Origin of the sequence: Frankia sp. CgMI4, assembly GCF_001756285.1 — a bacterium.
Taxonomy (GTDB): domain Bacteria; phylum Actinomycetota; class Actinomycetes; order Frankiales; family Frankiaceae; genus Frankia; species Frankia casuarinae.
Genome location: NZ_MAQZ01000080.1, coordinates 20,627 through 43,558, shown reverse-complemented (window position 1 = coordinate 43,558; position 22,932 = coordinate 20,627). Strand labels below are relative to the sequence as shown.

At 69.7% G+C, this 22,932-nt stretch carries 16 protein-coding genes; 13 read left to right on the top strand and 3 right to left on the bottom strand.

The features are described 5' to 3' along the window. The first annotated feature begins 186 nt into the window (after positions 1-186). The 3 genes from Manayef4_RS13960 (at position 187) to Manayef4_RS13950 (ending at position 2,742) form a co-directional block, all read left to right on the top strand. Positions 187-717, top strand: coding sequence for a PaaI family thioesterase (locus Manayef4_RS13960; RefSeq protein WP_023841482.1), 531 nt, complete (start codon positions 187-189; stop codon positions 715-717). Between the two features lie 271 nt (positions 718-988). Beyond that, complete coding sequence (locus Manayef4_RS13955) at positions 989-1,942, top strand: alpha/beta fold hydrolase (RefSeq protein WP_011437323.1); 954 nt, start codon at positions 989-991, stop codon at positions 1,940-1,942. 218 nt (positions 1,943-2,160) lie between these two features. After that, positions 2,161-2,742 carry a TetR/AcrR family transcriptional regulator gene (locus tag Manayef4_RS13950; protein ID WP_011437324.1) on the top strand — a complete coding sequence of 194 codons (582 nt, stop codon included), beginning with the start codon at positions 2,161-2,163 and terminating at the stop codon, positions 2,740-2,742. A gap of 314 nt (positions 2,743-3,056) precedes the next feature. Here Manayef4_RS13950 and Manayef4_RS13945 read toward each other — a convergent pair whose 3' ends face one another. Together Manayef4_RS13945 and Manayef4_RS13940 are read right to left on the bottom strand one after the other, a co-directional pair. Continuing rightward, positions 3,057-3,521 carry a DUF1772 domain-containing protein gene (locus Manayef4_RS13945; protein WP_011437325.1) on the bottom strand — a complete coding sequence of 155 codons (465 nt, stop codon included), beginning with the start codon at positions 3,519-3,521 and terminating at the stop codon, positions 3,057-3,059. A 415-nt stretch (positions 3,522-3,936) separates the two neighbouring features. Beyond that, positions 3,937-6,258, bottom strand: coding sequence for an NAD-binding protein (locus tag Manayef4_RS13940; RefSeq protein WP_083282461.1), 2,322 nt, complete (start codon positions 6,256-6,258; stop codon positions 3,937-3,939). A 345-nt stretch (positions 6,259-6,603) separates the two neighbouring features. Between Manayef4_RS13940 and Manayef4_RS24280 the strand changes: the two genes are divergently transcribed. The 8 genes from Manayef4_RS24280 (at position 6,604) to Manayef4_RS25025 (ending at position 17,236) form a co-directional block, all read left to right on the top strand. Further along, entirely contained in the window at positions 6,604-9,852 is a 3,249-nt protein-coding gene (locus tag Manayef4_RS24280; RefSeq protein WP_139140093.1) for an ADP-ribosylglycohydrolase family protein, read from the top strand. Between the two features lie 160 nt (positions 9,853-10,012). Continuing rightward, positions 10,013-10,690: a hypothetical protein gene (locus Manayef4_RS13930; protein ID WP_011437329.1), complete on the top strand. Its 678-nt coding sequence runs from the start codon at positions 10,013-10,015 to the stop codon at positions 10,688-10,690. Positions 10,691-11,036: 346 nt separating this feature from the next. Next, positions 11,037-12,557 carry an aldehyde dehydrogenase family protein gene (locus Manayef4_RS13925; protein ID WP_070131887.1) on the top strand — a complete coding sequence of 507 codons (1,521 nt, stop codon included), beginning with the start codon at positions 11,037-11,039 and terminating at the stop codon, positions 12,555-12,557. A gap of 85 nt (positions 12,558-12,642) precedes the next feature. Next, the gene (locus tag Manayef4_RS13920; protein WP_011437331.1) at positions 12,643-13,653 is read left to right on the top strand and encodes a zinc-dependent alcohol dehydrogenase; all 1,011 of its coding nucleotides are present in this window, start codon (positions 12,643-12,645) and stop codon (positions 13,651-13,653) included. A gap of 203 nt (positions 13,654-13,856) precedes the next feature. Next, on the top strand, positions 13,857-15,044 hold the full coding sequence (locus Manayef4_RS13915) for an NAD(P) transhydrogenase subunit alpha (RefSeq protein WP_070131886.1): 1,188 nt from the start codon (positions 13,857-13,859) through the stop codon (positions 15,042-15,044). 4 nt (positions 15,045-15,048) lie between these two features. Next, the gene (locus Manayef4_RS13910; protein WP_070131885.1) at positions 15,049-15,429 is read left to right on the top strand and encodes an NAD(P) transhydrogenase subunit alpha; all 381 of its coding nucleotides are present in this window, start codon (positions 15,049-15,051) and stop codon (positions 15,427-15,429) included. Further along, positions 15,426-16,847 (top strand): NAD(P)(+) transhydrogenase (Re/Si-specific) subunit beta, encoded by a 1,422-nt coding sequence (locus Manayef4_RS13905; protein ID WP_070131884.1) that lies wholly within the window; start codon positions 15,426-15,428, stop codon positions 16,845-16,847. Before Manayef4_RS13910 ends, Manayef4_RS13905 begins: the two co-directional genes overlap by 4 nt. Before the next feature lie 236 nt (positions 16,848-17,083). Next, a complete protein-coding gene (locus tag Manayef4_RS25025) occupies positions 17,084-17,236 on the top strand; it encodes a hypothetical protein (RefSeq protein WP_157493469.1) in 153 nt (50 codons plus the stop codon). 77 nt (positions 17,237-17,313) lie between these two features. Here the strand turns inward: Manayef4_RS25025 and Manayef4_RS13900 are convergent, their stop codons facing one another. Further along, the gene (locus Manayef4_RS13900) at positions 17,314-19,443 is read right to left on the bottom strand and encodes a catalase (protein ID WP_070131890.1); all 2,130 of its coding nucleotides are present in this window, start codon (positions 19,441-19,443) and stop codon (positions 17,314-17,316) included. A 178-nt stretch (positions 19,444-19,621) separates the two neighbouring features. On the opposite strand from Manayef4_RS13900, the gene Manayef4_RS13895 reads away from it, so the two are divergent. Beyond that, positions 19,622-21,733: an acetate--CoA ligase family protein gene (locus Manayef4_RS13895; protein WP_070131883.1), complete on the top strand. Its 2,112-nt coding sequence runs from the start codon at positions 19,622-19,624 to the stop codon at positions 21,731-21,733. 124 nt (positions 21,734-21,857) lie between these two features. Next, positions 21,858-22,718 carry a prephenate dehydratase gene (locus tag Manayef4_RS13890; protein ID WP_070131882.1) on the top strand — a complete coding sequence of 287 codons (861 nt, stop codon included), beginning with the start codon at positions 21,858-21,860 and terminating at the stop codon, positions 22,716-22,718. Positions 22,719-22,932: the final 214 nt, after the last annotated feature.

The following is a 22,932-nucleotide window of genomic DNA, read 5'->3' as shown; positions in this document are numbered from 1 at the left end:
TGGCACGACGGGTCCCCGGCGGATGTGTTGTCGTTATCCTCCTGGGCATCCTCCTAGGCTCCCCTATATACCTGCAAGGCGTCACAAGGTGATGTAATCGCACGATAGGAATCACCAATGGCAAAGGGTTCGTAAAGTCGCCTCGAATTCATCCCGAAGAAACCTTTCCAGCGGATGCTCAGTAACATGTCTGCTCAGTCGGAGATACGATCCCCACTGGAGATGGTTCGCGAGGCGCACTTTCAGGCGAACGGTGACGCGCCACCAAATCTCGAACAACTCCGTTCCGTCATCGACACGATGGTGCCATTCTGCAACCTGACCGGGGTGCGGGTCGTCGAGCTGCGCCGGGACGGCGGCGTGGCGGAGCTCCCCAACCGACCCGACCTCCAGAACCACATGGGCACCGTGCATGCGGCGGCGCAGTTCCTCGCCGCCGAGGTCTCCGGAGCCGCGGCGTTCTCGGGCGCCCTGGCACCGAGGATCTTCAGCCTCCGCAGCTTCGTGCTGCGCGACTGCCGGATCATGTACCTGCGGCCGGCGGTCGGTCGGATCCGGGCCCACGGTTCAGTGGACATCGAGGTGGCGCACCCGGCAGCGGAGCGGACCGCCGAAGAACGCTTCGAGATCCGCGGGGGCTCGCTGCTCTACGACGACGCCGGCGCCCTCGTCGCCAAGGCGGAGTTCGACTACCGCGCCTGGTTCGACGCCTCCTGACAAGACACCTGCAGGAAAGATACCTGCAGGCAAGGCGCCGCCGGCAGCAGGAGGGCCCTGCCCGCAGGTAAAGCCCGTAACCACGGCTCTCCCTCGCCCGGGCCGRGCATCCCGGCCCGGGCGTCCTCCGCGACTTCACTGGAAGAAGTCCACAGACGTTACTACGCTCACCATCATGCCCGGCTTTCCGGCTGCGCTCACCAACCTTTATCGGACCCGCTGTCGGAAATACCGATCAGACGATCGGCGATCCGGATGGAAGGAGCGGCACGTGTCCGCAGATGCTCTTGTTCCTCCCCCGTCGGCGGCCGCCGGTGAGACCGAACCCGCGGCGGAAAGCGAGACGGAACTCGAGGTCGCCACCACTGCCGGGACGCGATTCGGCCTGCGTGTTCTTCCGCAGGCCGACGAGTCCGCGCCGGTGATTCTCCTGCTTCCGGCGATGGGGGTTCGGACAAAGTACTACACCCCCTTCGCCGAGGCACTGCGGTCGCTGGGGTACTCGGTCGTGACAACCGATCTGCGCTGGCATCACCACGGAGCCGCGGCGCTCCGGCGCTCGGCCGGCAGCCGGGGCAGCTACCAGGAGGGCGTCGAGGACGACCTGCCGACGATCACGGCGGCGACGCGGGAACGATTCCCCGGGGCGCCGCTGTTCGTCGTGGGTCACAGTCTCGGCGGACAACTCTCGATCCTGCGTGCCGCGCGGGAGGCCCCCGACAGCGGCGGGCTGAGCGGCCTGGCCGTCATCGGCGCGGGCACCTCGTACTGGCGCGTCTTCAGGCCCCTTCGTTCAGCGTGGGTCCTGGGCGGTTCCACGTTCGTCGCGGGGGTGTCGCAGCTGCTGGGCTACTGGCCCGGGCACCGGTTCGGCTTCGGCGGGCGGCAGCCCAGGGCGCTGATGCTGGACTGGGCCAGAAGTGCCCGCACCGGCCGTTACCGGCTGGCCAGGTCGGAGCCCGACCTCCTCGGTCTTCTCGGCGCGGTGACCCTGCCGGTACTGGCCATCTCCCTGGACGCCGACCATCTCGCGCCGCGCCGGGCGGTCGACTATTTCACCAGGCGGTTGACGGGCTCGGAGGTCCATCGCGTCCACCTGGACCGCACGAGTGGATCCACCCACCTCGGTCACTTCGACTGGATGAAGGAACCCGCTGTCATAGCACGCCACGTGGCCGAGTGGATCGACCTCGTCCTCGGCCGGAGCGGCACGGGCGCCCGGTGACGGGAACCGCACCGTGACGGGGTGCTCGTCGCGGTTCCGCTCACTGTCGCCATCCCTCTTGTTCGCCATCCCTCTTGTTCGAACTTGTTCGAAGCAGCCGCTCCCCACCGTGATTCTCGCTTCCCACYGGGCAGCCCCGACCGTCCGGTTCACCACGGTTGACAGACGRCTTGTCTTCGTCTCGAAGACAGCCTGTCCATCGCACGTAGGGTGCAGTCATGTCTCCCCGTCGCTACGAGCAACGGCTGCGCACGGCTGGTGCGGACCAGACCCGCCGCCGGATCCTCGACGCGATGTACGAACAGCTGCCCCGGCTCGCGAGCGTGGAGGCGGTCGCGCGGCAGGCGGGCGTGGCCCGGTCGACGGTCTACCTGGTGTTCGGCTCCCGAGCGGGGCTGTTCGATGCCCTCACCCAGGACGTGCTCGACCGGGGCGGTTTCGCGGACCTGGTGCGGGCCGTGCAGGATCCGGACCCACTCGTTCACCTGCGCGGCGGGATCACCGCAAGCGTGCGGGTGTACGCCGGGCAGCGCGACGCCCTGTGGGCCCTGCGCTCGATGGAACAGGCGCTCGATGGCGCGCTGCAACGGGCCGAGCAGGACCGTCTCGGCGGGATGGAACATCTCGCCGAACGCCTGGCCGCCCACGGCCTCCTGCGMGTGCCGGTGGCCGCCGCGGTCGACGTCCTCTGGCTGCTTACCAGCTTCGACGCGTTCGACCTGCTCTACACCGGCCGCCGGCTGTCGGTCGACGAGGTCGCGGCCCGGCTCCTGGCGACCGCCGAGCACGCGCTGCTCTGAACCGGCACACATCCCGCTGGAGCTACCCGAAGGCGGCGATCGACCTCGTCCTCGCCCAGATGGAGACCCTCACCGAGGACTGGTCCCCCGCCGACCAGTAAAACGACACTTCTCCTTGGTCATCGAGCAACCAATGCGCTGACCGGACGAGCTGCTGCCCCCGACATTCTCCGCCTCTTACGGAGATCGATACTCCTGTACTGGACGTGTACTGGACGTGTACTGGACGATAAGAGATGACCTTAACCTTGCTGAATTCGCCGAAGTTCAAAGCCGGTAGCTTCCGCTGGAAGACCTGGGCGGGCGAAGCCGCGTTAGTACTGGGTGGTCGCGGCCAGGGCCAGCAGAACCAGCGCGATCACCGCGGCGGTCGTGCGGATGCTGTTGAAGAAGTCCCAGCGCGCCCGCTGCTCGCGCCAGTCGGCCGGCGGAGACTCCGGCCGCCAGGTGGCCATGGCGTTGTTGATCGGAAGGTCGCCGCGCACGGTGACCAGGATGTTGGTGAGGACGCAGGCCGCCACGATGCCGGCCAGCACCGCGCAGGCCGTCGCACCGGTGACGCCGGCCGCGACCGCCAGGGCGATCGTAGCGATCAGATTTGTAATCTGCAGCAGCTTCATCATCCGCGGGTAGCTGATGTCGAACGCCTGCTTGACCATTACGTAGGGAGTGGGCGGCAGTGAATGCATCGCGGGCCGTACGGCGACCAGGCCGACCGTCAACGTGCCCGCCACCAGCCCGGTCAATACGAGAGAGATCACGACCAGCGCCGAGACCATCCGCTTCAGCTCTCCGTCCTGTGCATGTTGGKGACATACAGGTGACGAGCAGAGACCCGGGCTCGCCCCCGGGCGACTGTGGGGCTAAGGCATTCATACCGCAGACGACGGCTACCCGAAGGCTGGTTCACGAACCGCGTCCAGAATTACCGAAAGTTCCGGGTCATAGGGAAACGAGGCGRCTCTCTACCGAGCCGGTCACAGGCCCAGGTCGTTGATGATCCGGCCGAGCGGCTCGGGCGTGACGGACGGCTGCGGACTATCGACCGTGAGGCGGTTCATCCCCTCCAGGTAGATGTCCACTTGTTCCCTTTCATCCAAATAGGCGGTAAATATTCACATGGTTTTGTGGTCCGGGCATGACTGTGTGCCGCGCGGCCACTCGTCCAGGTAGCGCACCGTCACGGTGATGGTGTTACGCAGTTCCCGCCGTGGTGATGTCGACCTGCTGGTTGCGCCGCACCATGTCGACGATCCGGTTCACCGGTCCCACCACGAACAGCTCGTCCCCGGGCCGGAGCCGGGTGTGGCGTCCCGGCCGGTAGTCCGGCCCKCCACCGGGAGCCCCCTGGCCGTCCMGCTCCACGCCGCCGTCGGTGTCCGCGCCGCTGTCCAGATTCACGCCGCTGTCCAGATTCACGTCTCCGCCGGTGTCCGCGTTCGCGGCCGCGGTGATCACGGCGAGCACCCGGGTCCCGGTGGACAGCTCCCGCAGGGTCGGGCCGACCAGCCCGCCGCCGGCGTGGATGGTCATCCTGGCCACCAGGAACGGCGTGCGCTGCACGTAGAAGGTACTGATGACGTCGTAACCGAGCGCCGCGCCGACGAAATACGGCGTGGCCAGGGCGGACGCGCTGCGTGCCGTATGGATGCCGAAGCGCCGCTCGACCTCGTCGGCCATCGTGGTGTCGAAGATCCGCAGCACTACTCGCAGGTCGGGGTGGTGCGTGTCCGGGTCGGACTCCCGCATCCGGCCGCGGGACCACCCGCCGCCCCGCCGGGCGGCCCGCCGGGCGGGGCGGCGGGCCGCCCACGCCCCCCGCAACTCCTCGTGCGCTTCCCGGGCCGACAGCACGGCCTCCAGGTTCGCGACGTCGTCGCTGGTGAGCACCGCGATCGTGGCGGCATGGGCGAGGCCGGCCTCCAGCAGCGTCGAGCGGACGGTGGCGTCCCCGATGATCACGGGCACCCCACGTTCACGGGCGACGGGCAGGTACCGGTTGTTCTCGTCACGCTCGATCACCACCACATGCCGGCCCGCGCGCACCAGGCCGTTCATCGTGGCGACCCCCACCGAGCCGAGCCCGCATAGAATGACGTGGCCACGCACCGCCCCGGCCCGCCCGCGTCCCATCACCCGCTCCAACCGACGGCTGATGATGATGTTGGTAATGAACGCATAGACGACGGCGATCGACAGGGCGCCGAGCAGCATCAGTCCGATGCCGAACACCTGTAGCCACTCGTCGGCGGCGCCGAAGTTGAAGTCGCCGTAGCCGACCGTGGCCATCGTCGCGACCGTGAGGTAAAGCGCGTCCAGCGGGCCGAACTCGGCGGGTGCGGCCTCGTTGTGGTTGGCGTAGGTCAACCACAGCACGACCGTACCGACCATCATGATCGTTACTACGGCGGCGAGTGCGAACCGGAAGGGGGGGTCGAGCTCCCCACGGATCATCGAGACGATCTCCCGGAACCTGGCCACCGTGGCCCGCCAGACCCCCCGGACCCCTCCGGGCTCGCGGGGATCGCCGGGATCGCCATGCTCGGCCGAGCCGCCGGCCAGCGCGGCGAACAGCCGCGCGTCGTGCAGGCCCGCGACCGTCATGCCCCGCTCGTGGAACTCCGACAGCCGCCCGAGGAGCGTCAGCCGGTCGCCGGGGCGCAGCGAGACGTCGCGGGGCGGGCAGAGCTCGGGGAGGCGCTCCCCCGCGCGGCGCAGCGAGATCGGGGTCAGATCGCCATAGCGGGCCCGGAAGGCATGCCGGCCTATGATCGACTCCTCGATCACCGCGAAGACCTCGGCATCGGACCGTTCGTCCATCGGGAAGGCGTGCGTCACGTCCGAGCGGAGGCACGCCTCGACGAAGCTCGGCCCCGCGAGCTCGGCCCGGTTCAGCACCCGGACCTGGCTGAGCGCGTCCGCGAGCTGGTCGCCGAGCTGGCGGTTACTGATGGCCACGACGAGCCGGACACCGGGGGCCGTCTCGGCCGCGACCAGCGCCGTGCCCAGGTTGTCGAGGTCCGTCTCGTGACAGGACACGACCGCGAGCGCCGCGGCGATGCCGGCCTCGCGCAGCGCCCCGGCGCCACGGGTACTCTCCACCAGGACCCGCACGCCCCACCGCTCCACCCTGCGCCGGGTGGCGGGGGCGACCCGATCGTCGATGGCCACCACCGTCACACCCGACGCCCGGAGCTGTTCGGCCAGCCGGAGCCCCAGGTTGCTCAGCCCGCAGACAATGACGTGACCCGACGAGTCGGAACCACCCGAACCACCGAGACCACCGAAGGCGCCCGAACCTCCCGAGCCGCCCTGACCGTTGACAGCGCCATGCCCGCTGAGGGCACCATGAACGTTGACGGTGCCATGCCCATCGAGGGCACCATGAACGTTGACGGTGCCATGCCCATCGAGGGCACCATGAGCGTTGACGGTGCCATGCCCATCGAGGGCACCATGAACGTTGACGGTGCCATTGCCTCCGGTCACGCCGGGACTTCCAGAACCCGCTGCCATGCCACCCCCCTCCAGCACGCCGAACCGGTCCCGTCCCGGTCATGCCTCGACCGGACCATCCTCAACCGGATCGGTCCGGGGCCGATCAACACCGCTCGGCACGCCGTGGCGCACCTGGCCGGTCCTCGCCGGACCCGGCCGGGATCGGGCGCGCCACAAGGGGAACAGGCACCGCGCTGAGGTGGGGTATGGGGACTCGTCCGCTGCCGCCAGTTTGTCATACCGGCCCGCGGCGACGGCCGGGCACGGACCCGGTGGGCGGATCCGCCGCCTCCGWTAGTCTTTTCCACCGGTAAGTGGCAAAACGGTTCGGATTCGGCTACCCAGGCAGGGCGGAGAGCAGCAGTGAAGGCGAACGAAACTACTCTGGGTGAACTCCTCCAGGGTCAGTGTCAGTACGTCGTCCCGTTGTATCAACGCCCCTACAGCTGGGAACGCGCCAACCTGCGGCAACTCTGGGCCGACATCACGAGCGTGGCCGCCGCCGGTCCAGCGGCAACACACTTCCTGGGTTCGCTGGTTCTCGCGCCGAGCCCGTCAACCACGCCGGCCGGAGTGGCGATCTGGCYGGTGGTAGATGGTCAGCAACGGCTGACGGCGCTGAGCATCCTGCTCTGCGCGATCCGCGATCATGTCCGAGATGACGATCAGATGCTCGCGGCGAAAATCGACGATCTGTACCTCATGAACAGGTACGCGGCCGGAACCGAACGTTACAMCCTGTTACCGACGCGAGCCGACCGGACCGCCTGGACCGCTCTCGTCGAGCGGTCGCCGGAGGCAGGAGGCCGGGCGGGGATCGGCGACGCATACCAGTTCTTCCGCAAGGAACTCGCCGCGTTGCGCGACGCCGACGACCCGCTGGACGCARCACTGATCGAGCAGGCCGTGGTCGGTCAGCTCRCAATCGTGGAGATCGCCGCGCATGTCGACGACGACGTCTACCGCATCTTCGAATCGCTCAACCACACCGGCCGCCGGCTCACCCAGGCGGACCTGCTGCGCAACTACCTGTTCATGCGGCTACCCACCCGAGCGGACCGGGTGTACGACTGGCGGTGGTTCCCACTCCAGGAACTGCTCGGTGACAGACTGGAGGATCTGGTCTGGCTCGACCTCGTGCTCCGCGGCGACGACCGTGCCACCAAGGAGACCGTGTACCAGTCGCAGCGGCAGTATCTCCAGACGCTGCCGGACGAGGACGCCATCGAGCAGTGGATCTCCGAGCTGCATGCAAAGGCCCTGCTGTTCAGCCGGATCCTCGATCCGGACCGGGAGGAGGACCCGGTCCTGCGGCAGGCCCTGCACCGGCTGCGCCGGTGGGGGGCGGACGTCGTCCGGCCGATCGTCCTACACATGCTGATCGCGCATGCGAATGACCGTCTCGACGCCACCGAGACCGCCGCGGCACTCCGGGTGGTGGAGAGCTACCTGGTGCGGCGGATGCTGGTCGGCATCGCGAGCGCCAACAGCAACCGCATCCTCATGTCGCTCGTCAAGGAGCTCGGCGACCAGACACCGACCGCCGCCGCGGTCACGCGGGTTCTCTCCGGCCCGCGTAAGAAGTTCCCGACCGATCAGCCTGTGAAGGAAGCCGTCCTGCTCAATCCCTTCTACTGGACCGGACGCGGCCCTCAGCGCACCTATGTGTTGCGCAGCCTGGAAGAGGATTACGAGCATCTCGAACCAGTCGACTGGGGCGTGAAGCTGACGGTTGAACACATCCTCCCCCAGTCATTGTCGAGACCGGGATGGAAAGCGGTTCTCGACGCCGATGCCCACGAGGGTGAGACGCGCGACGAGCTGCACCGCAGGCTCGTCCATACTCTGGGCAATCTGACGCTCACCGCCTATAATCCGAAACTCGCCGATCACGAGTTCACCGAGAAGAAGAAGCTGCTGGCCGACAGCGGGCTGGCGATGAACCGAGAAATCGCCGGTCAGGACAGWTGGGGCCGGGAGGAGATCCAGAATCGTGGCCGGGCGCTCGCCGAGCGGATCGTGAAGATCTGGCCCGGCCCGGACGAGTCCGTAGTACCGCCGCCCCAGGACCAGCGATGGACCCTGATGAGCCGGGTACTGGCCGCGATCCCACCCGGCCGCTGGACCAGTTACTCCGACGTCGCGGAGGTGATCGGGTCCCACGCCGTCGCGGTGGGAGCCAAGCTGGCCAGTGCCCGGATCTCCAACGCCCACCGCGTCCTGCTCCTGAACGGTTCCGTCTCCCCGGACTTCCGCTGGCCCGATCCGGAACGCACCGACGATCCACGGGAGATCCTGACCGCCGAGGGTGTCATTCTCAGCAGGTCGGGCCGGGCACTGGCCCGCCAACGCATGACCGCCGCCGAACTCGCCGCCGCCGCCGATCTCGAAACCCCGGAAGAGAGCCAGGGCGCCGCCGGAACCAAGGAACGTCTGTGGGCCGCCCCGGCCGCCCGGTCCGCCGTGGGGCTCGCGGTCAGCCTGTGGCCATCAGAGCGGCGCGCGGCGGCGCCCACGGACGATGCGAACTCCGGCCTCTCCTACCGGGACCGGGTCCGGGGCTGCCTGCTGGGCGGGGCGTTGGGAGACGCGCTCGGTGCGGCAATCGAATTCCAGTCGCTTGACGAGATCCGACGGGAGTACGGGACGGCGGGGGTCATCGGCCTCACGGCCGCCTACGGGGTACACGCTCCGTTTACAGATGACACTCAGATGACGCTCTTTACCGTGGAGGGTCTGATCCGGGCCTCGGTCCGCAGCCGTTCCCGGGGCATCGCCGATCCGCCCGCGGTGCTGTGGCGCGCCTACCAGCGTTGGCTCACGACGCAGCGGCGGACCGGTCCGGCCGCCGGGGAGGTGGACGGCTGGTTGGCGGCGCAGCAGCTGATGTATGCCCGGCGCGCTCCGGGGAACGCCTGCCTGTCCGGGCTGGGGCGCCCCGAGATGGGCACGCTCGCGCGGCCGGCGAACCCCGACAGCAAGGGATGCGGGGCGGTGATGCGCTCGGCCCCGTTCGGGCTGCTCCGGCGGGGCCCGGAAACCTCCTTCGACCATGCGGTCGCATGCGCCGTGTTCACCCACGGTCATCCCTCCGGGTACCTCGCCGCGGGCGCGTTCGCATGGATCGTCGCCGCGATGGTAGACGGCGCTGGCATCACCCAGGCCACCGCATCGGCCCTCGGCCGCCTGTCGGCCGAACGCGACGGCAAGGAAGTAGCCAGAGCTCTGCGGGCGGCGCTCGGAACGGCAGCGGACGGTGCGCCCACGGCGGAACGCGTGGAATCGCTGGGCGCCGGCTGGGTCGCCGAGGAGGCGCTAGCGATCGCGGTGTACTGCGCGGTGGCGGCGCCCGACGATCCGCAGACGGCGCTGCTCGCGGCAGTCAACCACTCCGGCGACAGCGACTCGACCGGCGCGATCTGCGGGAACCTCGTTGGCGCCGCTCTGGGTGAGCCGGCGCTGCCGGCAGCCTGGCTGAAGGAGCTGGCGGGCTATGAGCTGGTCGGGCAGGTCGCGGACGATCTGGTAACCGAGATCGAGAACACCGCGACCGTCTCCGACGCCTTCGGCGCGGMCACCCCGGCCTGGTCCACCCGCTACCCCGGGAGCTGAGCTCACGCACATCAGATCTCCCATCGGTTCGAGCTGCGCCGGTGCTCCGTGGTGCTTCCGGCTCACCTGGTCGGGGGACGTTAACCTGACCGTCCCCCTACCGAAGGTCCCTTTCGGCCACCCGGGGCGGCGAGGTGAGCTGGGCTGCGAGGTGAGTTGCATGAAGGTGCGGACAACAACGGGCCGGCGATGGATCGGGGCGGTGGCGCTGCTGGCGGGCGCGCTGCTCGTGCCGCTGGGATGTGGCGGCGGTGCCGGTGGCGGCGGCTCCACCGACGTCACCACGCCGAAGCCATCGGTGTCCGGCACCACGCCGGTGCCTTCTCCGTCCGTGTCCTCCCGCTCGCCGGATGGACCGGTGGTGACGTCGCCTTCCACGACCGCGACGCCGCGGGAGCCGGTCTGGTCGAGCGAACCGCGCCGCGTCGAGCATCAGCTGTACGGTAACGCGACGGTCGTCGCGGTGCGCGGCGCGCACAACGTCGCCGGCGGGATGGCTTTCGATCGGCTGACGATCGAGTTCCAAGGGCAGCTCCCTGGCTACGAGGTGCGTTACGTGGCCGAGGTGCTGTCGCCGGGCGAGGGCGTTGCGGTCCCGCTGCGGGGGCAGGCGTTCCTGGAGGTGGTGTTGTTCCCGGCCGTGGCCCACGATGAGACCGGTAGGTCGACGCTGCGCACACCGCGGGCCGGCGGCGGGCTTCCCGCGCTCGTCCAGTATCGGATGACCGGCGACTACGAGGGATACGTCCATTTCGGCCTGGGGGTTGACGATCGGGTCGGCTTTCGGGTGCTCGAACTGTCGAACCCGTCGCGCGTGGTGATCGACCTCGCCGCCTGAGGCCTGCCGGTGAGGCCTGCCGGTGAGGCCTGCCGGTGAGGCCTGCCGGTGAGGCCTCGGCCCGTGGCCTGCCCGCGCCGCCCTGGCGCGGGCAGTTCCCTCTTTGCCGTCGCCGGTCATCGAGCCACACCGCGCCGCACCCCGAAAACCCAACACAACAGCATGATCAACTTAGGCTGCCCGGCACTGGTCCGGGAACGGCCCGTTCGGCATCGGGGGTCGGGACCTTCCGCACATGGTCTCAGGACTGGCGCGATATGGGGTGCTTGGCCTCGGCAGAGAAACATACGTGCCGGTCGGGGCACGCCGGAAGGTGTGCCCGCCCTGTGGAGATCGGGAGGCTGTCATGACGTACGTCCCACCTGGAAAGCCAGGCAGTATCGTCCATGTTACGGACCGGTACGAGAACTTCATCGGTGGAAAGTGGCTGCCGCCGCGGGCCGGTAAGTATTCGACMAACCTCAGCCCGGCCACGGCGCAGCCGATCTGTGAAATACCGCGGTCGGCGGCGGAGGATGTCGAGGACGCCCTGGACGCGGCGCACGCCGCCGCCGRCTCCTGGGCCGCCGCGTCCCCGGCGGAGCGGGCCGAGGTGCTGACCGCGGTGGCGGATGCGATCGACGCCAACCGGGAGATGCTCGCGGTCACGGAGAGCTGGGAGAACGGCAAGCCGGTGCGGGAGACGCTGGCTGCCGACATCCCGCTGGCCGCCGACCACTTCCGGTACTTCGCCGCGGCGGCGCGCACCCTGGAGGGGTCGATCTCCGAGATTGACGGCAGGACCTACGCCTATCACTTCCACGAGCCGCTCGGGGTGGTCGGGCAGATCATCCCCTTCAACTTCCCGTTGCTGATGGCGGCGTGGAAGCTGGCGCCCGCGCTGGCCGCGGGTAACTGCTCGGTGATCAAGCCGGCGTCACCGACGCCGTGGTCGATCCTCAAGCTCGCCGAGGTGATTCAGGACGTCATCCCGCCCGGCATCATCAACATCGTCAACGGGCCCGGCGCCGAGGTCGGCAGAGCCCTGGCCACCAGCCCGAAGATCGCGAAGATCGGGTTCACCGGTGAGACCACGACCGGCCGGCTGATGATGCAGTACGCGGCGCAGAACATCATCCCGGTCACCCTGGAGCTGGGCGGAAAGTCCCCGAACATCTTCTTCGAGGACGTCCTGGCCGCCGACGACGCCTATCTGAACAAGGCGGTCGAGGGGCTGGTGCTGTATGCGTTCAACAAGGGCGAGGTGTGCACCTGCCCGTCCCGGGCGCTGATCCAGGAGTCGATCTACGACGAGTTCATGGCGCGGGCGCTGGAACGGGTCGGCCGGATCCAGCAGGGCAACCCGTTGGACCCGGCGACAATGCTGGGCCCGCAGGTCTCCGCGCAGCAGCTGTCAAAGATCGGCTCCTACGTGGACATCGGCCTGGCTGAGGGCGCCGAACTGCTGGCCGGTGGGCACCGGACGCRGCTGGCCGGAGAGTTCGCGAACGGCTACTTCTTCGAGCCGACGCTGCTGAAGGGCCACAACAAGATGCGGGTCTTCCAGGAGGAAATCTTCGGCCCGGTGCTGGCTGTCACCACCTTCAAGGACGAGGCCGAGGCGTTGGCCATCGCCAACGACACGCCTTACGGGCTCGGTGCCGGTGTGTGGACGCGGGACGGTGCCCGCCAGTTCCGGATKGGCCGGGGCATCAAGGCCGGCCGGGTCTGGGTCAACTGCTACCACCAGTATCCGGCGGGCGCGGCATTCGGCGGATACAAGGTGTCCGGCATCGGCCGCGAAAACCACCGGATGATGCTGGAGCACTACAGCMAGACCAAGAACATGCTGGTCAGCTACGACGAGAACGCGCTCGGCCTGTTCTAGGGTCTCGGAGTCCAGGGTTCCGGAGTCCAGGGTTCCGGAGTCCTTTGGCATTTCCCATCGACGATTCCCCTGACTGGAGGATGTTATGAAGGCAGCAGTTGTCACCGATTTCCGGGCACCGTTGCGTATCGAGGACCGGGACGTCCCGGTGCCGGGGCCGGGCCAGATCCTGGTACGGATGGAGGCCAGCGGTCTGTGCCACACCGACATCCACGCGGCGCACGGTGACTGGCCGGTGAAGCCGACTCCCCCGTTCGTCCCTGGTCACGAGGGCGTCGGCGTGGTCAAGGCCGTGGGCGCCGGGGTGACCGGGCGCGCGATCGGCGACCGGGTCGCGATCCCGTGGCTCGGTCACGCCTGCGGACGCTGCCGCTACTGCGTCGGCGGCTGGGAGACGCTGTGCGAAAGCCAGCGCAACAGCGGCTACTCGATCGACGGTGCGTTCGCCGAGTACGCGGTGGCCGACGCGGACTACACGGTGCCGGTGCCCGGTGACGTGCCGTCGTTCGACGCCGCGCCGCTGACCTGCGCCGGCGTGACCACCTACAAGGCCATCAAGGTAGCCGGGGTGACCCCGGCCGAGACGGTGGCCGTGTTCGGCATCGGCGGGCTGGGCCACCTGGCGTTGCAGTACGCCCGCATCGCGGGTGGTTTCACCGTCGGGGTCGACGTCACCGAGGCCAAGCTGGAGCTGGCCACCGAACTGGGCGCCGACCACGTGGTGAACGCGCGGACCGCCGACCCGGTCGAGGCCATCCAGCGGCTGGGCGGCGCCGACGTGGCGGTCGCGCTCGCCGCGTCGCCCCGTTCGTTCGAGCAGGCGTTCGCCTCGCTGCGGCGCGGCGGCCGGCTGGTCTGCGTGGCCCTGCCGGCGGATGGCACGATGTCCATCCCGATCTTCGACACGGTCCTGAAGGGGATCACGGTCAAGGGATCGATCGTCGGCACCCGCAACGATCTGGCCGAGGTGTTCCGGCTGCACGCGGCCGGCCGGACCAGGGTGATCGCTTCCGGCCGGAAGTTGGACGACGTCAACGCCTGCATGGACGAGGTCCTGGACAGCAGGGTCCCGGCCCGGCTGGTGTTCGAGTTCTGATCTGGCCCATTCCGACCGGTCCGGCCTGATCAAATTTGACCCGATCTAACGCGATCTAACGCGATCTGATCCGGTCTGACCCGGTCTGATCTGGTCTGACCCGGTCTGACCTGGTCTGCTTTGATCTTGCCCGCACGGCCATCGGTCCTCATCCCCCCAACGGGGAAGGGAACACGAGGAGAATCCCGAAAGGGGGAAAGACCATGAGTCCGCTTACCGTGGGCGTGGCCATGGAGACCGCGCCCGGCGAGCGTCGGGTGGCCATGGTTCCGCAGGTCGTGGGCCGATTGGTCGGCTCCGGTCTCGACGTGCTCGTCGAGACCGGAGCCGGACGTGGCGCATGGTTTCCCGACGGCGCCTATGCCGAGGCCGGCGCCACCGTCGTCGCACGGCTCGACCTGTTCGCGCGGGCAGACGTGGTGGTGTCGGTCAGCCTCCCGGACCCGCGGACGCGCGCGTTGCTGCGCGGCGGGCAGACCCTGGTAGGGCTGCTGGCGCCGTTGCCGCGGCCGCRGGTGATGGCGCAGCTGGCCGAGGCGGGGGTGACCGCGGTGAGCCTCGACGGRCTGCCGCGGACGCTGAGTCGGGCCCAGTCCATGGACGCGCTGACCTCCCAGGCGAATGTGGCCGGGTACAAGGCGGTGCTGGTCGCCGCCGACGCCTACCCGCGTTATTTCCCGCTGCTGATGACGGCGGCCGGCACGGCCCGGCCCGCCGAGGTGCTGGTGCTCGGCGCGGGCGTGGCCGGGCTGGCCGCGATCGGCACGGCCCACCGGCTCGGCGCGGTCGTCCGCGGTTACGACGTCCGCCCGGAGGCGCGGGGCGAGGTGACCTCGCTCGGTGCGAGTTTCCTCGACCTGGGTGGGCCCGACCTGGGCGGGGTGGCCGGCGGAGCGGGTCAGGGTGGCTATGCCCGGGCGTTGACCGCCGAGGAACTGGCGGGCCAGCAAGAGGCGCTGGCTGCCGCCGTCGCCCGCCATGACGTCGTCATCACCACCGCTCAGGTTCCCGGCCGCCGGCCGCCGCTGCTGGTGACGGAGGAGGCGGTCAAGACGATGCGGCCCGGGTCGGTCGTCGTGGATCTCGCCGCGAGCCCCCTCGGGGGCAATGTGGAGATCTCCGCGCCGGATGAGACGGTGGTCACCGCGGGTGGCGTCACCGTGATCGGCGCCGGCAACCTGCCGGCCCTGATGCCKGCTGCGGCATCGGCCGCCTATGCCCGCAACGTTGCCGCGTTGCTGGGCCATCTGGTCCACGACGGCGCGCTCACCATCGACACCGCCGACGAGATTCAGGCCGGGGTCGTCATCACCCACGCCGGCCGGGTCGTCCACCCCGCCACCGCCGCCCTGCTGACCGGCGGCTCCGCGGAAAGCCAGTCTGGAGCGTGAGGACATGACCGAGACGTTGGTCACCGACCTGACCGTCCTCGTCCTGAGCCTGCTGGTCGGGTTCGAGGTCATCAGCAAGGTGCCGTCCACCTTGCATACACCGTTGATGTCCGGCGCGAACGCGATCCACGGCATCGTCGTCGTCGGCGCGATGCTGGTCGCCGCGACAGCGCACACCCCACTGGGCTACGTCCTGGTGTTCTTCGCCGCCGCGTTCGCCGCGATGAACGTGGTGGGCGGCTACGTGGTGACGGACCGGATGCTGGAGATGTTCCACCGGCGCCCGGCCGCGGAGCGAAGCCGGCTCGCAGGGCAGAACCAGCCGGCAGGGCAGAACCAGCCGGCAGGGCAGAACCAGCCGGCAGTGGGGAGTGAGCGGTCATGAGCGGCTCGGACACGGCGATCCGCCTGCTGTTCCTGGCCGCGGCGAGCTRCTTCGTCCTCGGCCTGCACCTGATGAACTCGCCCGCGACCGCCCGCCGGGGCAACCAGCTGTCCGCGGCCGGGATGGTGGCGGCCGTCGGGACCGCCGTCGGGCTGCTGGCCCGGGACGGCGTCATCACCGCTACCGGCCTGATCGTCCTGATCGCCGGTGTGCTCCTGGGATCCGGCGCGGGCCTGTATGCGGCGCGGACCGTGCGGATGACCGCGATGCCGCAGCTGGTCAGCGTGTTCAACGCGGTCGGCGGCGGCGCGGCGGCGCTCGTCGCGTTCGCCGAGGTGGCGCGGTTGGGCGGCGCGGCCGGGCTGGCCGGGGCCTCCGGTCAGACCACCGTGACCGTCGGCCTCGACGTCGTCATCGGCGCGGTGACCTTCTCCGGCTCGCTGGTGGCCGCCGGCAAGCTGCAGGGCCTGATCAGTGGCGCGCCGGTGCTGTTCCGCGGCGCCCGACTACTGAACGCCGCGCTGGCCGCGGTCGCCGTGACCGGCGTGGCGGCGATCGTCGCTKGTCACGGTGGGACGATCGCGCTGTCGATCGTCGCGGCCGCCGCGCTGGGCTTAGGCGTGACGATGGTGCTGCCGATCGGCGGCGCGGACATGCCGGTGGTGATCTCGCTGCTGAACGCGTTCACCGGGACGGCCGTGGCGATGGCCGGTTTCGTGCTCGACAGCACCGTTCTCGTTATCGCGGGCGCGCTGGTGGGGGCGTCCGGCTCCATCCTCACCGTGCTGATGGCCGAGGCGATGAACCGGTCGATCCCGGCCATCATCGTCGGTGGTTTCGGCACCGCGGACTCGACCGGAAACGCCGGCGCGGCGKCCTCGGCCCCAGTGCGGTCGGTCGCGGCGGACGACGCGGCCCTGCAGCTGGCGTACGCGTCGAAGGTCATTATCGTGCCCGGCTACGGGCTTGCGGCGGCGCGGGCCCAGCATGAAGTAGTCGAGCTCGCCGACCTGCTCACGCAGCACGGGGTGGACGTCTGCTACGCGATCCACCCGGTCGCCGGCAGAATGCCGGGCCACATGAACGTGCTGCTGGCCGAGGCGCACGTCCCCTATCCGCAGATGAAGGAACTGGCCGAGGTCAACCCCGAGTTCGCGCAGGCCGATGTCGCCCTGGTCGTCGGCGCCAACGACGTGACCAACCCGGCGGCCCGCCGTCCCGGCAACGCGATCTCCGGTATGCCGATCCTCGACGTCGACCAGGCGAAGAGCGTCATCGTCATCAAACGCTCCATGGGCCACGGCTACGCCGGCATCGACAACGAGCTGTACACCGACCCGAAGACCGGAATGCTCTTCAACGACGCGAAAGYCGGCCTGAGCGCGCTCACCGCCGCCATGAAGACACTCGTGCACTGACCTCCCCGGCGGTCCGTCCTCCCCGGCGGTCCGATGATGCTGCTCGGCCTCTTGGCAGATGGTTCACCAGGCCGTTCCCTGAGCGATCCCGGCTGCACGCGGAGTGGGATGCGGATGTKGATACGGCCCTACGTCGTACCGGGATGGTGTGGTGCGGTGGGTGCGGGTGGGACACTCGTCGGGTGATCGGCGGGGCAGGGTGATCGGCGGGGGCACATCGCGCGCAGCCTTCGATCGTGCGCACCTTTCTCACCGAACGCTTTACCGACCCGTATCTCACCCGGTCCGAAACCGGCTACCAGGAACTACTCGCCACGGTCTCGGCACACCAGGTCCACGCCGCTCGCCGCCGGTACGACACCGGCGGCGAGCGGCGTGATCACGCGTGAACCCGGCCTCCCCGAGGACCTGACAGGCCTTGACCGTCAGTCACGATCTGGCGCATCGGCACCATCGGCACCCGGCCCTACGCGGCGACGGCCTCCAGCGCGCGGTCGAAGTGCCGATGGGCGGCCACGGCCGTGGCGAACGCGGAACCGAAGTCGCCGAGCACGGACGGCCCCGCAAGGTCGCGGACCGTCACGACACCCCGGTCGGACACCACCGCGTCACCCTGGTCGGCGACCCGCGCGCCCGGCAAGGATGCGATCTCGAGCAGCGACACCCCCGCGCCGACCGCGCCGATCGGCTTCGCGTGCTTGTACGCCTCGCCGACGTAGTGCACGGCCTCGCCGTTGTGTGTCAGTGCGGTGACACCGCGCTCGCCCGGGGCGACGAACACCGCGTCGTAGAGGACCGAGGACATGGTCACCAGCGTTCGGTCCACCGGCAACGCGTCGCCGGACACCGTGGCGAGCATGCCTCCGTGCGGCGCGAGAACCTCCAGGATCGCGCCCTGTTCGCGCAGCGCGGCGGTGGCCGAACGCAATGCCACCTCGTCCACGCCGTCCGCCGCGAGCACCGCGATCCTGCGGGTGGCCACCCCGCTGGGCTGGTCGGCCTGACTCAGCGCGGGTGAGGATCGTCCGTGGTTCGGGGTGCTCTCCGGTGGCACCGGCAGTCCGAGGTTCTCGGCGACCCCGGCCGCGAGTTCGTGGTCCACCTGGGCGAGATGTCCCAGGACACGCTCCTTGATCTGGGTGTAGTCGACCTTGCCGAGCTCAAAGCTGAACGCGTCGACGATGTRCCGCCGCTCCCAGGAGGACATGCTGTTCCAGAACAGGGTGGCCTGGCTGTAGAAGTCCTTGAAGCTCTCGCTCCGCTTACGGATCGTGTTCCCGTCGACCCGCTCGGCGTAGTGCACGTACCCGCCGTGCGCCGGATCGGAGAGCACCGGGCAACCGCCGCTGATCGAGTTCGGGAAGTACGACGTCTGGCTCTGCTGGATGCGATGCTGCCCGTAACCGTCGCGGGAGTTGTTATGCACCGCCGCGACCGGCCGGTTGACCGGCAGCTGGGCGAAGTTCGGGCCGCCGAGCCGGATCAGCTGGGTGTCCAGGTAGGAGAACAGCCGGRCCTGCAGCAGCGGGTCGTTCGTGAAGTCGATGCCGGGGACGACGTTCTGTACGCAGAACGCCACCTGCTCGGTCTCGGCGAAGAAATTGCCGGGGTTGYGGTTGAGCACCAGCCGTCCCACCGGCCGCACCGGCACCCGCTCCTCAGGGATGATCTTCGTCGCGTCGAGAAGATCGAAGTCGAACGCGTGCTCGTCGGATTCCGGCACGAGCTGCACGCCGAGTTCCCACTCCGGGAACGTACCGTTCTCGATCGACTCCCACAGGTCCCGCCGGTTGAAGTCGGGGTCCTTGCCCGCGATCTTCTGTGTCTCGTCCCAGACCAGGGAGTGCGTGCCGAGCTTCGGCCGCMAGTGGAACTTGACGAAGGTCCCCTGCCCGGCGGCATCGACGAACCGGAAGGTGTGCACGCCGAAGCCCTGCATCATCCGGTAGCTGCGCGGCAGCGCCCGGTCCGACATCAGCCACATCATCATGTGCATCGACTCGGGGACGAGACTGACGAAGTCCCACAGGGTGTTGTGCGCGGAGGATGCCTGCGGGATCTCGTTGTGCGGCTCCGGCTTCACCGCATGGACGAAGTCGGGGAACTTGATGCCGTCCTGAATGAAGAACACCGGCATGTTGTTACCGACGAGATCGAAGTTACCCTCCTCGGTATAAAATTTTACGGCAAATCCGCGTACGTCCCGGACCGTGTCCGCGGAACCGCGGGAACCGCCGACGGTCGAGAACCGTACGAACACCGGGGTACGCCGGCCGTCCTCGCCCAGGAAGTGCGCCCGGGTCACGTCGGCGAGCGACTCGTACGCCTCGAAGTACCCGTAGGCACCGGCACCACGGGCGTGGACGACCCGCTCGGGGATGCGCTCGTGATCGAACCGAGTGAGCTTCTCTCGGAAGTGGAAGTCCTCCAGCAGCGTCGGACCGCGTTCCCCCGCCGCGAGCGAGTCGTCGGTGTGTTCGACACCGATCCCCTGGTCGGTGGTCATGCGGGCGCCGTCGTCGCCGACTCGGACGGCGTCGAGTTGCTGCTGCTTCGCGTCGTCCCGGGGGAGGCGCGACGTCCCGGGATCGGTCATGATGGTCACCTCGCTGACTACCTGATGCTGTCCGGGCGTACCCGGACCTACCCGCGACGACACGAGTAAACCTCGCTTCCGGACGGCGTCGCGCCGGCGTCGCGGTCTTCCCCGCCGCCAGCGGGAACCAGCGAGGAACCAGCGACGAACCAGCGACRAACCAGCGAGGAGGCATCCGTTGCGGGAGAACCTGGCGGAGTCGCGCAGCATCGCCCGGCTACTCCACCCGCGCACGGTCGCCGTGGTGGGGGCGAGCCGCGAGCCGGGCTCGATCGGTCACGAGATCTTCCGTCGGCTGCTCGCCAGCGAGTTCACCGGCTCTGTCTATCCGGTCAACGCCGCGGCAACCCATGTGGCGTCCGTCTACGCCTACCGAGACCTGCGCGACGTCCCAGTCGAGATCGACCTCGTGGTCGTCGCGGTGCCGGCGCCACGGGTCGCCGAGGTCATGCGGGCCTGCGCGGAGAAGGGGGTACGCGGCGTCATCGTGGTCGCGGCCGGCTTCGCCGACGGGGGTGACGAGGGACGGGCCCGGCTCGCGGACGTTATCCGGATCGCCCGTGACGGCGGCATGCGACTGATCGGGCCGAACGCGATGGGCGTCATCAACACCGTCCCGACGGTCCGGCTGCACGCCACCTTCGCGGTCGGCGACCCCCCGCCCGGCCGGGTCGGCCTGTTCACCCAGTCCGGGGCKCTCGCGGGCACGTTCCTCACCGACGCCTCCCGGCGCGCRCTGGGCATCTCCACGTTCGTCTCGATCGGGGACCGCTCGGACGTCTCCTGCAACGACCTGCTGCGGTACTGGCGCTCCGATCCACGAACCGGCGTGGTCATGCTGCATCTGCAGAGCCTGGGCAACCCACGCCGGTTCGCCCGGATCGCCCGCGAGCTCAGCCGGCACAAGCCGGTCGTGGCGCTCAAGAGCGGGCGGGAGGCCGCCCACAGCGACATCGGCGCCCTGTTCAGCAGCGCCGGGGTGATCCGCGTCGACACGTTGAGCCAGCTGTTCGACACGACCCAGCTGCTGGCCTGCCAACCGCTGCCGGCCGGCCGGCGGGTCGGCATCGTCGGGACCTCCAGCGCGCTCGCGGCGCTCGCCGCCGACGCCTGCCGTACCTACGGGCTCGACGTGCCGGCGCTGTCCGCCTCGACCTGCGCCGGCCTCGCCACGCTGGTCGGCCATCGGTACGCCACGAACCCCGTCGATCTCGGGCCGCTGGCCGATCCGGACCGGTTCGACGCCGCGCTGCGCGCGGTCGCGACCTCCGGGGACGTCGACGCGATCATCACCCTGGTCACCCCGCACGCGCAGGTCGACCGGCTGGCGAGCTCGGTGCGCGCGGTGGCCGTCGAGAGCGGCCTGCCGCTGCTCGCCTCCTTTCTCGGGCAGGATGGGATCCCCGCCCAACTGGCTGTCCGGGACGGCTCGGGTACCCCGGGCCCGGGGTCGGTGCCGTCCTACGCCTCGCCGGAGTCGGCCGCGCTCGCGCTGTCCCGCGCGGCCGACCATGCCGCCTGGCGGGCCCGGGACCAGGGCAGCGTCCCCGTGCTGGCCGGCATCGACCTGGACCGCGCCCGCGCCGAGGCCGAGCGCTACCCGAAGGACGGGGCGTGGCTGCCCGATGCCGCCGTCGCGACCCTGCTGGCCGGGGTCGGCCTGCGCGCCTGGCCGAGCCGGCGGGTCGGCGACCAGGCCGAGGCCCTCGCCGCGGCGGAGGCGTTCGGGTGGCCGGTGGCGCTGAAGATCGCCGACGAACGGTTCCGCAGCCGGCTCGACGTCGGCGCCGTCCAGCTCGGAGTCGACGATGCGGCCGGGCTCACGCAGGCCTGGCAGGCCATCCGCGCCGCCGTCGGGCCGGGCGACATGCTCGTGCAGCCGATGGCCCCGGCCGGGGTGTCGACCGTGGTGCGGCTGCGGCAGGATCCCATCGTCGGTCCGCTGCTCTCACTGCGCCTGGGCGGGGTCGTCGCGGACCTGCTCGTCGACCCGCTCTCCCGCACGCTGCCGCTGACCGACCGGGACGCGGCCGAGCTCATCCAGGAGATCCGCGGCAGTGTGCTGCTGCTCGGCGGCTCCGGGGCGCCCGCCGCCGACACCGACGCCCTGGCCGACCTGCTGCACCGCGTCGCCCGGCTCGGGGAGGAACTGCCGRCCATCGCCGAGATCCTGCTCGATCCGGTGCTTGTCGGCCGCCGCGGCGTCGTGCTGCTGCACGCCGGCATCCGCCTGCTCCCGCCCGAGACGGAGCCACGGACACTGCCGCGCGCGCTCGCCGCCGGCGGTTGAGCCCGCTCCTCGGGCGCGGGGGGACTCCTCGCCCGGGGACTGTACGGTCGAGGAGTCAACACCGGCACGGACCCAGCCGGCACGGACCCAGCCGGTAMCCGATCCAGCGGATTCGAGGACATGGATGACCGCCCGACAGAGGATCGCGTTCCAGGGCGAGCGGGGAGCCAACTCCCACATCGCCTGCCGGGACGTCTATCCGGACTACGACGCGGTCCCTTACCAGACCTTCGACGAGTGCTTCTCCGCRCTGGAGGAGGGTGAGGTGGACCTGGCGATGATCCCGGTGGAGAACTCCACCGCGGGTCGGGTCGCCGACATCCACCATCTGCTCCCCCGCCCCGGGGTGCACATCATCGGCGAGTACTTCCTGCCGATCCGTCWCCAGCTGCTCGGCCTGCCCGGGGTGACCCTCGACGAGGTGAAGACGGTGCACAGCCATCCCCAGGCGCTGGCCCAGTGCCGGGAGGCGCTGCGCACGCTGGGTCTGACGGCGGTCGCCCACGCCGACACCGCCGGGGCCGCCCGGGAGATCGCCGAGGCTGGCGATCCGGCCAGGGCCGCGATCGCCTCCCGGCTCGCCGCCGAGGCGTACGGGCTGCAGATCCTCCAGGCCGATCTCGAGGACGCGGAGCACAACACGACGCGGTTCCTCATTCTGTCCGGCGAGAACCTGCGCGCGGCCGCCGGTGTCGGCCCGATCGTCACGACGTTCTTCTTCAAGGTGCACAATCGGCCCGCCGCGCTCTACAAGGCCCTCGGCGGCTTTGCCACGAACGGGGTCAACATGACCCGCCTGGAAAGCTACATGGTGGGCGGGGGCTTCGTCGCCACCCAGTTCCTCGCCGACATCGAGGGCAGCCCGGAGGAGCCGGCCGTCGCCCGCGCCTTCGAGGAGCTGTCCTTCTACGCCGACCACCGCATCCTCGGCGTCTACCGGGCGAGCCGGTACCGGGAACGGATCAGCACCGGTTCCGGGGCCTGATCGGCCGCCGGTGGAACGCGCCCCGGCAGAAGCCCGGTAGGAAAGGACCAGCCGCTGCCCGGCTGGCCCCCGATGCCCGCCGGTCCAGATCTCACCGCGCCGCGGTGGCCTCACCCGGCGGCGTCGGCGAGATTGGGCAGCCCCGACACCGCTGGAGCCCATCGCGGGACGGCCTACCCACAGCACTGGTTGCAAGCACCTGCAGCCACAGAGA

What these genes read in the sequence shown, in the direction of transcription:
- Manayef4_RS13960 (WP_023841482.1), top strand. Translation starts at nt 187, where the DNA reads ATGTCTGCTCAGTCGGAGATACGATCCCCACTGGAGATGGTTCGCGAG.
- Manayef4_RS13920 (WP_011437331.1), top strand. Translation starts at nt 12,643, where the DNA reads ATGAAGGCAGCAGTTGTCACCGATTTCCGGGCACCGTTGCGTATCGAG.
- Manayef4_RS13945 (WP_011437325.1), bottom strand. Translation starts at nt 3,521, where the DNA reads ATGGTCTCGGCGCTGGTCGTGATCTCTCTCGTATTGACCGGGCTGGTG.
- Manayef4_RS13930 (WP_011437329.1), top strand. Translation starts at nt 10,013, where the DNA reads ATGAAGGTGCGGACAACAACGGGCCGGCGATGGATCGGGGCGGTGGCG.
- Manayef4_RS13910 (WP_070131885.1), top strand. Translation starts at nt 15,049, where the DNA reads ATGACCGAGACGTTGGTCACCGACCTGACCGTCCTCGTCCTGAGCCTG.